The sequence below is a fragment of the Ruegeria sp. BI11 genome (assembly GCF_056538005.1).
In genome coordinates this window covers 85,265-97,049 of the sequence record NZ_JBQFSM010000002.1, presented here as the reverse complement: position 1 = coordinate 97,049, position 11,785 = coordinate 85,265, and the positions used below count along the sequence as shown (strand labels likewise).

The window sequence follows — 11,785 nt, the reverse complement described above, 5'->3', positions numbered from 1 at the left end:
ACAACCACCTAAACCGGTGGCTCCCCGGCACATTCAAGCACCTTTAAATCGGACGGCCTCATGTCGCATTGCCCGGTCTTGGCCGGGATGAAAGTGTTAGTGCAGGTAAAACGACCGGGGCAGCATACATGTCGAACCTTGCCATCGCTGAACTTGTGGATGCTCAGGATGCTATTGTTTTCGATGGCGAATGCGTTCTGTGTTCCGGATTTTTTTAGTTCATGACAGTGCGAGACAAATCGCAGCGTTTTAAATTCGCGACTGCGCAATCGCCGCTGGGGCAACGGTTGTATCAAGAACTTGGGCTGCCCACGCAGGATTTCGAAACCAACCTTGTTATTGTTAATGGCAAGGTGCATCAGCGTCTGGACGCGTTCGCAGCGGCGATGAATGCGCTGCCGGGGATTTGGCCAATCCTGTCTATTTGCAGGTTTCTGCCCGGATGGCTCAAGGATCCGCTGTACCACGCCGTCGCGCGCAACAGGTACAAGATATTCGGACGCAGTCCGACCTGCATGATCCCAGATGCTGCACTGCAATCCCGTTTTTTACCCCAGGGGTTTTGAGTGGATCTCGATCCCTTTCTGCAATCGCTACCTGCCGGAGTTGATGTGCCTTCAGCCCTGCACCGACTGCACACTAGTCCCGGGCATTACGCAGGACGGTGCAGTATCGTCGGGGGCAAAGGGTGGCTGACCAAACTGACCCTGCGGTTGGGGCGCTTTCCTCCGGATGGTGATGATATACCGGTGCAAGTCAGAATCGATCGTGACGGCAATACTTGGCAGTGGGCGCGAGATTTCGACGGCCATACGACTCGATCCCTGCTGACATATGATCACGGCCTGGAATGCGTTCGTGAACAACTGGGCCGTCTGACCCTTTGGCTGGTGCCAGAGATCGATGCAGGACGCTTGATGATCCACATCCAGCGCCTAAGTATTTTGGGTCTTCCGTGCCCCGCATTTTTACTGCCACGCTCTTCAACAGTAGAATGGCAGAATAAAACAGGGCATTTTTGCTTTGACGTTTCGGCCGAAATGCTGGGTCTTGGGTTATTGATCCGGTATCGCGGCTGGCTAGAACCTGTTCACGTCGAAACGTGCCCGGATTGAATTCATCGTGAACCGACTTTGTCGTAATTCAGAGTACACTAGGTCAAGACCTACCTCGAAACAGGAAAGAGTGTGATTATGAAAAAGGTTATGACTTACGCGGTGTTCGCGGCCCTGGTATTGTCTACGCCAGCGTCAGCGACGTTCGCTCGGTTTGGCTATCAGACCGTAGCGCTTAGCAACACAGTCTTTGAGGTGATCCCGCGCGGACGCACCGATACAGACGGGTACTGGTGTGCAGCCTCTGATTTTGCACGCAGAACACTTGGCGCTAGTTGGCAACAACGGATTTACGTCAAGCGCGGCTATGGTCCAAGCGAGGCCACGGGGCGCAGAACAGCAGTGCAGTTTTCGCTTACGGCTCCCGAGGGCGTTCCGCAGCAAAGCAGTGGTTTTTCGACGGGGTTTCAGCCGGGTTTCAACATGTCCGTGTCGGCGGCCAATGGACGGTGTAGCACACGACCTTTCATCGACTGATGTAGGGCTGACGATCGCATGAAGACCGAGTTTGTAGTTTCCACACAAGGGCCGGGGCTGTACGAGTTCACAGCGGATGTGCGTCACTGGCTAAACTCGGTCGAGCGTGATGGATTGTTGACGCTATTTGTGCGGCATACTTCCTGTTCTCTGGTCATCCAGGAAAACGCGGACCCTGAGGTGCAAACGGACTTGCGAGCCTTTTTTGATCGGCTGGTGCCACCGTCGGATCATCCGTCCATGGCTTATCTGCAGCACACCTATGAAGGACCTGATGATATGCCGGCCCATATCAAAGCTGCGCTCTTGCCGGTATCCCTGTCGATCCCTGTGGTGTCCGGACAACCCGTTCTGGGCACCTGGCAGGGTATCTATCTATTCGAACATCGCACCGCGCCGCATCACCGAAAGGTTGCGGCGCATTTCGCGTGACCCCTTTATATTGCGGTGAAAAATTCCGACTACCCAAATCCTAGCGGCTGCCCTATAGTTGTGGATAACTAAGCCATTGCGCTTACAATAAGAGGCGGAACAAGGGACGAGGAGACGGCGGATGCGCTGCCCGTTTTGCGGTAATATCGACACTCAGGTCAAAGATTCACGCCCGGCAGAGGATCACGTCGCGATCCGCAGACGCCGGTTTTGTCCCGCCTGTGGAGGGCGGTTTACCACTTATGAACGCGTGCAGCTACGCGATCTGGTGGTGATCAAAACCAACGGAAAACGGGAAGATTTCGACCGGGATAAGCTGGAACGCTCGATCCGGATTTCGATGCAGAAACGTCCCATTGATCCGGATCGGATCGACCAGATGATCTCGGGCATCGTCCGCCGTCTGGAAAGCATGGGTGAGACTGATATTCCGTCCAGCAAGATTGGTGAGATCGTCATGGAAGCTCTGGCGCGGATCGATACCGTGGCCTATGTTCGTTTTGCGAGTGTATACAAGAATTTCCAGGCGGCCGATGATTTCGAGGAGTTTGTCCACGAACTGCGCCCGCCGCAGCCTTCGACGGACGAGTGAGCGACACAGATAAGCGATATATGGCGCTGGCCTTGTCATTGGGGCAGCGCGGCCAAGGGACTTGCTGGCCCAACCCCGCCGTGGGGTGTGTCATCGTGCGCGACGGTCGGATCGTCGGGCGCGGCTGGACCCAACCCGGTGGCCGTCCGCATGGTGAAACCCAGGCGCTAGCGCAGGCTGGCGAGGCCGCGCGTGGTGCAACTGCATATGTCTCGTTGGAACCCTGTTCCCATCATGGCCAAACACCGCCCTGCGCCGAGGCACTGATCCAGGCGGGTGTGTCGCGGGTCGTTTCAGCGGTCGAGGATAGCGATCCGCGTGTGGCAGGACAGGGTTTTGCGATGCTGCGCGAGGCCGGGATTGAGGTCACTACCGGCGTTCTGGCGGAACAAGCCGCGCGCGATCATGCGGGTTTTTTCCTGAAAACGGAACAAGGACGCCCGTTTGTAACCCTCAAACTGGCCAGCAGTTTCGACGGGCGTATTGCGACGTCAACCGGGCACAGCCAGTGGATCACGGGGCCAAAAGCACGCCGGGCAGTTCATGCCATGCGCGCGCGCCATGACGCGGTGATGGTCGGCGCGGGGACTGCGCGGGCTGATGATCCGTCACTGACCGTTCGCGATCTGGGGGTCGAGGCGCAACCGGTAAGAGTGGTTGTCTCGCGCCATCTGGATATTCCGCTGATGGGGCAGTTGGCGCGCACTGCTGCTGAAGTCCCGGTTTGGTTGTGCCATGGCCCGTCCCCGGATGCCGAACGCGCCCGCGCGTGGGATGGATTGGGCGCGCGTCTGATCCCCTGTGCGCTACAGGATCATCACATAGATGCGGCTGACCTGCTACAGCAACTAGGCCAGGCCGGATTGACGCGCGTCTTCTGCGAAGGGGGATCGGCTTTGGCGGCGTCCTTTCTGGCCGATGATCTGGTGGATGAGTTGGTGGGTTTCAGCGCGGGTTTGACAATCGGTGCCGAAGGTTTGCCAGCGATTGGGGCGCTGGGGTTGGAGAAACTGGATGCAGCCCCTCGGTTTGACCTGATTGAAACCCGGGCCATCGGTCCGGATGTGCTGCATCGCTGGGCGCGGGCGCTTCGCTAACGACGACGCCATAGGTGCGCATGCGTGGCAAGCGCGCCTTGCAGTTTTGATAACAGACGCAGAGATGGCCCGCCTTTTCGTTCATAGCCGTCGGTCAAGCGTTGCAAAGCAATTTCGACAGGGCAGGGCTGTCCGGTGAGCGGATCAAGGTATCGCGGATAGTCAATCAGGGCAGCATGCACCAATCCCAGCATCGATGGCCTTGCGCCACGCCGCGCTGGTACCGTTCCCAGATCGTTTGTCAGCCCCCACCCGGCATAAAACGGTGCCCCAAGCGTGGTCACAGGCACCCCACGCAACAGGGCCTCGAAACCAAGCAGTGAGGTCATCGTCCAGACCTCGTTCACCTGTGACAGCAGCACGGCAGGGTCTGTGTTTTTGACGATCACGTCAGCAAGGCTCTCGTCATCAATTGACCCTTCGCGCAGCCCAGCCTCGACATCGGGATGGTGTTTGTAAACCAGGATCGAATTCGGATTCGCCTCACGTGCGGCTCGCAGCAGATCGGTATTGGTCCGGATCGTCGTGGTGCCAAGCAGGATCGAGGCATCGTCCTCGACCTGGCCCGGAACCAAAATGCGATGCCCTTCGGGGAGATCAGGGGCCGCACCTCCGGTATTGTATTTGCTCAGCCGACCCGAAACGATTTGCGCCACCAGCCGTTCAGCCCGCAGTTCCTGATCCGGGCGTAGAGTTTCGCGCGCGGTGATCAACTCTTCCAACTGGCTTGGATGCGTCGGGTCGTAGTAGATGCCCAGATCGTCCGTTGCCAAAGACAGCGGAGGCACGAGGTTGGCACCAAGCCCGCGGGATCGTAAAAAACCGTCCTCTACCCTGACTACCTTCTCCGCACCGCGGGTCTGATTGGCCCAGACCATATGGGGACGGTCGGATGTTTCTGGTTGGTCCGGGGTAAACCGGATTTTCTTTTCACGACCGAACATCTGTTGCAGATGTTTGCGCTTCCACATTCGCATGCCGGATGCCGTCCAGCCCTTGTGATCTTGACGCCATGCACGTGTTTGTGCCTCAAGCGTGTCCAGCACATTTTCCAGCTCGCACAACTGGTCCTGATAGGGGTCGTACCACGTGGGATAGAGGATCATCGCAGCCGCGAATAATTGCGCTCTGGTCAAGCTGCGCTGGCGGCGCGGAATGTACGCCTCATCTTGTGTCAGGCCCCAACCGGCATAGAAGGGCTGGCCGAAGACACGCGGCTTGTGCCCGGCCATTATGGCCTCGAACCCCAGTTGTGAGGACAGGGTGTAGACACCGATCGCGCCTTCCAGCAGAGCCCAAGGGCTGATGGGATCGGTCACAAACGAAACCCGGTCGGACACATCCTGATCCGAATAGTACCCACTGCGATACCCGGCAGCGGTTTCGGGATGTGTTTTGATTAGAACGCGGGCACCGGGGTTTTCCTCTTGCGCCATCACCAACATTTCGCGGAACCGCGCGTCATCCCCCGCACTGGCAGTAACCGACGCATCATCCCGCGCCTGATCGACCACCAGAACATAACCCGGCTCTGGCGGCGGTAGGGAGGGATCGACGGCAGAATACTTGCTGAGATGCAATTCACGCATTCTGTCAGCCCCGTACCGGGCCCGGTTCAGCAGTGCGGTGTCGTCCAACGGATGAGTCGCTAACAGAGTTTCTAGGTCCGAAGGCTGTGCTGGGTCGAAATGCACCCCGGACCGGTCAAGCAGTAGACCCAGCGGGGGATCACCTGTCCGTCCCGGATGTAATGAGCGCAAAAAGGCATCCTCAACTCGCAGAACCGGCGCGTTGTGTCGGGTTGCGATTCCAATGCCACGATGAGCGGTTGGGCTGTTGCCCCAAACCCCCACGACGTCCTTGTCGCTGGGCAGGCCCAGTCGAATGTCATAACCTTTGAGGTGCAGGATGCGCCTTATGCGGCGTTGTGTCAGGAAGCCACCGTTGTAGACAAACAGCCGGGTCCGCTGTGTCCCGGCTGTTGGGGCAGGTTGCATCAGCCGCCCGTCAGAGTGGCGACGTTAGCGACCGGTGTCAGGCCACCGGCGATCAAGGAGATCGATTTGCTCCACTGTGCATAAGGGGCTTCAGTCACATAGATTGTGTCGTCGTCGCGGATGACAAAATCCCGGGCCACGAACAATCCGTTGGGCTCGGTCAAGTTCAGCAGGTAGATCATGCGCTGATCCCCTTGCAGATCCTGGCGGCCCATGACGTTGCGAGCAATGTCCTGCCGTTCCTTGCGCAGCACGAAAATACCGGTCGGGTCCGAGGACAGGGATTGCAATCCACCCACCTGAGCCAGTGCCTCAAGCGCCGATAGGTCTTGCGTGTCAAAGGCCACACGCGACTGCCCGGTTGCCCCCAGTGCAATATAGGACCGGCTGTCAGCCTCGACCAGAATGCGGTCTCCGCCGCGTAGCGCGACGTCTAGTTGAGGGCTGCGGACCAGATCGTCATACCAGACCGTCCCACGCTCATTTCCTCGGATCAACGTTACCAGCGCGATGTCAGAGCCTACTGCAACGCCACCAGCCTGCGACAGCATTCCGGACAGTGTGCGGCTTGGTCGTTCAATCGGATATATTCCCGCCACCCCAATCTCACCGCTAAGAGAAACTGTGGCACCATCCCCCGCGACACGACGAACTTCGACTTGTGGGTCAGGCGTTTGTTCCTGCAGCTTGCTGGTGATCAGCTGGCGCAGTTGCTCGGGCGTGTTGCCCGAGGCCCGAATGCGTCCGGCATAAGGCACGAAAATGAATCCGTCGCTGTCGACCTGTATCTGTTCAAGAAGGGTCGAGGAGCTAAGTTCACCGGACAGCAACCCATCATCGACGTTTTCCCAAATCGTCAGGCCAAGGATGTCGCCGGGGCGCACAGTGTCTGCCGCCAGGCGTTGGGCATTGCGGAAAGAGGACGAAAACCCGTATTGCTGGATCGCCGAAGTTGCCCTTGCAACACGATCGTCGACCTCGACTACGAAAGCATTGCCGCCTTTTTCTGTGGAGCCTGCCAGAATCTCGGTTTTGTTGGGGCCGGATTTAGGAAGTTGGCACCCGGCCAACAGACCAATTGCGGCCACAATGGAAATTCCCCGTATCCATTGGATTGGAAAGCGCTGCACTGCCGGTAATCCTCGGTCGTTTTTGTTATCGTCTTTTGTTGGGCGCAGGCTACCCGGTTCGCGCGATAACTTCTAGCGCCAACCGGCCAGTTTTACTCAACAAGCTTTAACTGTGGCGTCTGCGCCTCTTTGTGAGACAGGACGGATTGATAGGGATCTTCGGCCGTCAGGATCATATCCGTCACGCCGCGCAAAAGCTGCCTTCGGCCCCGGCGTGAATAGAATCCTCCGGGCACTTGGCTCGTTTTCAACAGAAATTGGCGATAGATCTGGTAGGCATCCTGATCAGGGGCCATCGGGTTGGCGTAGAATGCCGCCAGCGGTTGGCGCGATACGAATTCGGGTTTGTCATAGACCGATTTTCCGAAGATACGCAGCGGAATGCCACGCCATAAAACCTGCTGCCCGGCAGTCGAGTTGATGGTCACAGCAGAACTTGCGCCATCCAGCAGTTTGGCTAGCTTGCCACCCGGTAAATAATGTACGCGATCCGAAATTCCATGTGCTTGTGCCAACTCTTGCACGCGGTGGCGCAATGGTTCGCGGTGGTTTTCCAGCGGGTGTTCTTTCACGACCAACCGGTGATGCTCAGACGCTCCACTGGCGAACCCGCGGATGACATCCTCAAGAAAGTCGGACATGCAGGAATAATCCGAATGGGATTGAACCGAGCTGTCATGCCCCAGTTGCAGTAGTGCAAGATGATAGGGGTGACCGTTTCCCAGCACGCGTGCCGTGGCCCAGCGGCGTTGAATCCGATGAAAGGGCATCAGGGCCAGACGCTTGAAATACAGTCTGAACTCCTTTGAGACGGGCAGATCCCGATGGCGTCTAAAATTGCGATATCGCCGGTTCAGAAACAGCACGAACCAGTGATAAAGCGCCCCGTAAAAAATGTGCTGCCGCATATCCCCCCAATGCGATGGCGGTGGCGGTGACTGGGCTGTGGTGTGATCCAAAGCGTGCCGCATCTGATCTACGTCCAGCGTCATAAGGCGCGAGTTTCCGTTGGATCCGAACCGCTCATAAGTCACCCACCAGGGGCGAAGATAGCCTTCCTCGAATACATGAATGGTCACACCTTTGGTTTGAGCGATCTTCACGGCGCTGGCGTGAATTGGACGCGTGTCGCCGTAGAGGACAATGTCCGTGATGCCCCGATCAATGATCAGCTCAGACAACCGGTTGGGCCAAAGCTCAGGCGCGTCGAGGAATGGGACGTACGAGGCTTTGTCGAACCAGAACGCCTGATCCCCGGCGTTGAACCCGACACGCAGGACCTCGGCCCCCGAAGATCGCAGCATGCGACCGAGTCCGTTGAAGAACGGACCATGTGGTCCCTGCAGAAACAGGAAGACACGGCGGTTCAGGCCTGTGGCGTCGGGTGACATCAATACTGCTCTTGCCCTTTGTTCGGGAAATTATGCCCGTTTCGGCCTTTCACGGCAAGCTGGGGCTTGCCCGCCACGCCGCTTGCGCTTACCTCGGCTAGGAACACTGGATCAGGTTAGAAACCAAGGGTTAGCGGAATGTTTACAGGGATCGTCACCGATATCGGCACCGTCACCGAACTGGATCAGCAGGGCGATCTGCGAGCCCGGATCAAAACGGATTACGACACGGCTGGAATCGATATCGGCGCCTCGATCGCCAGCGATGGGGTGTGCCTGACTGTAATTGCACTGGGCGATGATTGGTATGATGTGCAGATCAGCGCCGAAACTGTGTCGAAAACAAATCTGGACAGCTGGCAGGTCGGCAAGCGCGTTAATCTGGAACGTGCCCTGAAGGTTGGCGACGAATTGGGCGGACACATCGTGTCGGGCCATGTGGACGGCGTGGCCGAAGTGGTCGCCGTGCAGGACGAAGGCGACAGCACCCGCGTTACTCTGCGCGCACCCAAGGATCTGGCCCGGTTTATTGCTCCGAAAGGTTCGGTCGCACTGAACGGAACATCGCTGACCGTCAACGATGTGGATGATTGTGATTTCGGCATCAATTTCATCCCGCACACCAAGGAAGTCACAACCTGGGGTGACGTCTCAGTTGGCGACAAGGTGAATCTTGAGATCGACACCTTGGCCCGCTACGTCGCGCGCCTGGCCGAGATGTCCTGAAACTACGTCGCGTCGGGATCGTCTGGTGCCGCAAGTGCTCTGGTCTTTGGCCCTCTGGTAGTCTATCCACCGGGTCAAACATGCTCTGTGAAAGGCTGCCTCATGAGCTTTGAAACCCCAGGACCTGTCGAAGCCCAATTGCGCGACGCGATCAGCCCGATTGAAGACATCATCGACGAGGCGCGCAAGGGCCGGATGTATATTCTGGTTGACCACGAAGATCGCGAAAACGAAGGCGATCTGGTGATCTCCGCCGAATTTGCCGACGCCGACGCGATCAACTTCATGGCCACCCATGGACGTGGGCTGATCTGCCTGCCGATGACTGCGGAGCGGATCGAGGCCTTGGATCTGCCGATGATGGCCGTAAACAACTCGTCCCGCCATGAAACCGCGTTTACTGTGTCGATTGAGGCGCGTGAGGGCGTTTCAACCGGCATTTCCGCCGCCGATCGCGCATTGACCGTGGCGACCGCAATTAACGAACAGAACACGATGGCGCATATCGCCACCCCCGGCCACATCTTCCCCCTGCGCGCCAAACGGGGCGGGGTGCTGGTCCGCGCGGGCCATACCGAGGCCGCCGTGGATATCTCACGTCTGGCCGGCCTGAACCCGTCGGGCGTGATCTGTGAGATCATGAAGGCTGATGGCACGATGGCGCGATTGCCCGATCTGGTTGAGTTCGCCAAAACCCACGACATGAAGATCGGCACGATCAGCGACCTGATCACGTACCGCTCTCGCAATGACAATCTTGTAGTTGAGACGTCGCGTGAAACCGTCACCTCAGAATATGGTGGCGAGTGGGAGATGCGGATTTTCACCGATCAGACCCACGGGATTGAGCACGTCGTGATGATCAAAGGCGATGTAACCACACCCGAGCCTGTCTTGACCCGCACCCACGCGCTGCACGAAGCGCCGGACATTCTGGGCCTCGGTCCCAAATCATCGCGCGAACTGCCCCGCGCGATGGAAAAGATCGCCGAGGAAGGCCGCGGCGTCGTCTGCTTGTTCCGCCAGCCGCGCAACTCGCTGTATGCAGTCGAGGACGAAGGGCCGCGCACCATCAAGCAAACCGGTCTGGGCGCGCAGATCCTGTCCAAGATGGGCATTCAGGAACTGGTGCTGCTGACGGATTCACCGGAAACTGTATATTTGGGGCTCGACGCGTTTGGCCTGTCCATCGTCGGTACCCGCTCCATTCTCAAGGATGACTGATCGTGGCTGAACAAGACAAACATGGCGTCCTGCCGACACCGACCTTCGACAAACCGGTGAAACTGCTGCTGGTTGTGGCTCCTTTCTACCGCGCCATTGCCGATAACATGGTCGCTGGTGCAAAGGCCGAGATCGAAGCTGCTGGTGGCACTTGTGACGTTGTTGAGGTTCCCGGTGCGCTGGAAATCCCAACTGCCATCGCCATGGCAGACCGCCAGTGTAACTACGACGGCTATGTGGCATTGGGCTGCGTCATCCGCGGTGAGACCACGCATTATGAGACCGTCTGCAACGACTCCAGTCGTGCCATTCAGTTGATGGGCCTGCAGGGCCTGCTGATCGGCAACGGCATCCTGACCGTCGAGAATGACGATCAAGCCGAAGTCCGCGCAAATCCTGAAAAGATGAATAAAGGTGGCGGAGCAGCCGCTGCGGCCTTGCATCTGATCGCGCTCAGCCGTAAGTGGGGCGCTTCGAAAAAGGGCGTCGGCTTCAAGCCCCCGTCCGAGTCCATCCTTGTGGCGGGCGACAGCAACGGACCCACGACAGCATGACCCAGACAGACGCGCCGAAACCGGCCAACCAGAAACGCCTGATGAAATCTGCCGCCCGGCTCTACGCCGTGCAGGCGCTGTTCCAGATGGAGCAGTCGGGCCAGACGACCGAACAGGTTGTGAATGAGTTTCTGGATCACCGTTTCGGCGCCGTCTATGAGGGCGAAGAGATGCTGGACGGTAACACCAGCGTCTTTCGCAAGCTGGTTGAGGATGCCGTGAACTATCAGGCACCGATTGATCAGATGACTGACCGCGCATTGGTCGCCAAATGGCCGATCGCGCGCATCGACCCAACCCTGCGCGCCACTTTCCGTGCTGCTGGTGCCGAACTGACTCAGGGCGACACGCCACCTAAAGTGGTCATCACCGAATTTGTCGACGTCGCCCGCGCCTTTTTCCCGGAAGGCAAAGAACCGAAATTCGTCAACGCCGTGCTGGATCACATGGCGCGCGAAGCCAAGCCCGAGGCGTTCTGACGCCTTTACCCCGGTCTTAGATGCGCTAACCTGAATGTCATAGCGCAAGGAGGCCAGCCATGCCCAAACTGATCAGACTGTATATCACACAGGTCGCATGGGGTTTTGTCATCTCGGCCATTTTTGTCGGGGTGCTGTTGGCGCTGAACGTGGCCAATTTACGCAGCTTGATCACTGGATCAGATATCGGGGTGATCGCGATCCTGATGATCTGGTTCATGAACGGGATCGTCTTTGCCGGGGTTCAGTTCGCCTATGTGATTATGAGCATGGCGGAAAAGCCCGAAGGCCCACGCCGTGGAACTCCAGTTGTTCATAGTTTCAAGCCCGCAATTGCGAAACAGAAAGCCCGCACAGGGCGTTGATTACCCAGAAAGAATGTGGCGGGACCGCCAGTCAACCGTGCGGTGTGATTCCCGAGGACCTGTATGTACAGGTGGGCGCCGGGTAATCAGGCCAGGACCTGAACAGAGCCAGCCCCCTCGGAATTGCTTAAGGCCACCAGAATGCTACCTATCACAAGAAGGGCAGAACCCGCCACGCGCCTAAGTAGGGGTTGCGGCGGGTTTGC

Annotated in this window: 14 protein-coding genes; 11 read left to right on the top strand and 3 right to left on the bottom strand. The window is 58.0% G+C overall.

What is annotated here, in order from left to right:
* Positions 1-221 precede the first annotated feature (221 nt).
* From ACR0DT_RS05320 to ribD, 6 genes are all read left to right on the top strand, one after another.
* On the top strand, positions 222-566 hold the full coding sequence (locus tag ACR0DT_RS05320) for a thiol-disulfide oxidoreductase DCC family protein (protein WP_480709757.1): 345 nt from the start codon (positions 222-224) through the stop codon (positions 564-566).
* Entirely contained in the window at positions 567-1,115 is a 549-nt protein-coding gene (locus tag ACR0DT_RS05315) for a DUF4166 domain-containing protein (RefSeq protein WP_480709756.1), read from the top strand.
* A 78-nt stretch (positions 1,116-1,193) separates the two neighbouring features.
* Positions 1,194-1,592 (top strand): hypothetical protein, encoded by a 399-nt coding sequence (locus tag ACR0DT_RS05310; RefSeq protein ID WP_480709755.1) that lies wholly within the window; start codon positions 1,194-1,196, stop codon positions 1,590-1,592.
* 18 nt (positions 1,593-1,610) lie between these two features.
* Complete coding sequence (locus tag ACR0DT_RS05305; protein WP_480709754.1) at positions 1,611-2,024, top strand: secondary thiamine-phosphate synthase enzyme YjbQ; 414 nt, start codon at positions 1,611-1,613, stop codon at positions 2,022-2,024.
* A gap of 121 nt (positions 2,025-2,145) precedes the next feature.
* A complete protein-coding gene (gene nrdR, locus ACR0DT_RS05300) occupies positions 2,146-2,616 on the top strand; it encodes a transcriptional regulator NrdR (RefSeq protein ID WP_005983889.1) in 471 nt (156 codons plus the stop codon).
* Positions 2,613-3,713 (top strand): bifunctional diaminohydroxyphosphoribosylaminopyrimidine deaminase/5-amino-6-(5-phosphoribosylamino)uracil reductase RibD, encoded by a 1,101-nt coding sequence (gene ribD, locus ACR0DT_RS05295; RefSeq protein ID WP_480709753.1) that lies wholly within the window; start codon positions 2,613-2,615, stop codon positions 3,711-3,713. Before nrdR ends, ribD begins: the two co-directional genes overlap by 4 nt.
* On the opposite strand, the gene ACR0DT_RS05290 is transcribed toward ribD, so the two are convergent.
* From ACR0DT_RS05290 to ACR0DT_RS05280, 3 genes are all read right to left on the bottom strand, one after another.
* Complete coding sequence (locus ACR0DT_RS05290; protein WP_480709752.1) at positions 3,710-5,710, bottom strand: capsular polysaccharide biosynthesis protein; 2,001 nt, start codon at positions 5,708-5,710, stop codon at positions 3,710-3,712. The genes ribD and ACR0DT_RS05290 overlap by 4 nt on opposite strands.
* Positions 5,710-6,840, bottom strand: coding sequence for a polysaccharide biosynthesis/export family protein (locus ACR0DT_RS05285; protein ID WP_480709751.1), 1,131 nt, complete (start codon positions 6,838-6,840; stop codon positions 5,710-5,712). Before ACR0DT_RS05285 ends, ACR0DT_RS05290 begins: the two co-directional genes overlap by 1 nt.
* A 92-nt stretch (positions 6,841-6,932) precedes the next feature.
* Positions 6,933-8,231 carry a capsule biosynthesis protein gene (locus ACR0DT_RS05280; protein ID WP_480709750.1) on the bottom strand — a complete coding sequence of 433 codons (1,299 nt, stop codon included), beginning with the start codon at positions 8,229-8,231 and terminating at the stop codon, positions 6,933-6,935.
* Positions 8,232-8,369: 138 nt separating this feature from the next.
* Here ACR0DT_RS05280 and ACR0DT_RS05275 point away from each other — a divergent pair, with 138 nt between their 5' ends.
* From ACR0DT_RS05275 to ACR0DT_RS05255, 5 genes are all read left to right on the top strand, one after another.
* Positions 8,370-8,957: a riboflavin synthase gene (locus tag ACR0DT_RS05275; RefSeq protein ID WP_480709749.1), complete on the top strand. Its 588-nt coding sequence runs from the start codon at positions 8,370-8,372 to the stop codon at positions 8,955-8,957.
* Between the two features lie 102 nt (positions 8,958-9,059).
* Positions 9,060-10,181: a 3,4-dihydroxy-2-butanone-4-phosphate synthase gene (ribB, locus tag ACR0DT_RS05270; protein ID WP_480709748.1), complete on the top strand. Its 1,122-nt coding sequence runs from the start codon at positions 9,060-9,062 to the stop codon at positions 10,179-10,181.
* 2 nt (positions 10,182-10,183) lie between these two features.
* Positions 10,184-10,735 (top strand): 6,7-dimethyl-8-ribityllumazine synthase, encoded by a 552-nt coding sequence (locus ACR0DT_RS05265; RefSeq protein ID WP_170441641.1) that lies wholly within the window; start codon positions 10,184-10,186, stop codon positions 10,733-10,735.
* On the top strand, positions 10,732-11,214 hold the full coding sequence (nusB, locus tag ACR0DT_RS05260; protein ID WP_480709747.1) for a transcription antitermination factor NusB: 483 nt from the start codon (positions 10,732-10,734) through the stop codon (positions 11,212-11,214). The genes ACR0DT_RS05265 and nusB overlap by 4 nt, the downstream gene beginning before the upstream one ends.
* 59 nt (positions 11,215-11,273) lie before the next feature.
* Positions 11,274-11,579, top strand: coding sequence for a hypothetical protein (locus ACR0DT_RS05255; protein WP_480709746.1), 306 nt, complete (start codon positions 11,274-11,276; stop codon positions 11,577-11,579).
* Positions 11,580-11,785: the final 206 nt, after the last annotated feature.

Excerpts from the sequence above, each read along its gene's own strand:
- ACR0DT_RS05320 (WP_480709757.1), top strand. The coding sequence starts at position 222 with ATGACAGTGCGAGACAAATCGCAGCGTTTTAAATTCGCGACTGCGCAA.
- ACR0DT_RS05310 (WP_480709755.1), top strand. The coding sequence starts at position 1,194 with ATGAAAAAGGTTATGACTTACGCGGTGTTCGCGGCCCTGGTATTGTCT.
- ACR0DT_RS05305 (WP_480709754.1), top strand. The coding sequence starts at position 1,611 with ATGAAGACCGAGTTTGTAGTTTCCACACAAGGGCCGGGGCTGTACGAG.
- nrdR (WP_005983889.1), top strand. The coding sequence starts at position 2,146 with ATGCGCTGCCCGTTTTGCGGTAATATCGACACTCAGGTCAAAGATTCA.
- ACR0DT_RS05290 (WP_480709752.1), bottom strand. The coding sequence starts at position 5,710 with ATGCAACCTGCCCCAACAGCCGGGACACAGCGGACCCGGCTGTTTGTC.
- ACR0DT_RS05280 (WP_480709750.1), bottom strand. The coding sequence starts at position 8,231 with ATGTCACCCGACGCCACAGGCCTGAACCGCCGTGTCTTCCTGTTTCTG.
- ACR0DT_RS05275 (WP_480709749.1), top strand. The coding sequence starts at position 8,370 with ATGTTTACAGGGATCGTCACCGATATCGGCACCGTCACCGAACTGGAT.
- ribB (WP_480709748.1), top strand. The coding sequence starts at position 9,060 with ATGAGCTTTGAAACCCCAGGACCTGTCGAAGCCCAATTGCGCGACGCG.
- nusB (WP_480709747.1), top strand. The coding sequence starts at position 10,732 with ATGACCCAGACAGACGCGCCGAAACCGGCCAACCAGAAACGCCTGATG.
- ACR0DT_RS05255 (WP_480709746.1), top strand. The coding sequence starts at position 11,274 with ATGCCCAAACTGATCAGACTGTATATCACACAGGTCGCATGGGGTTTT.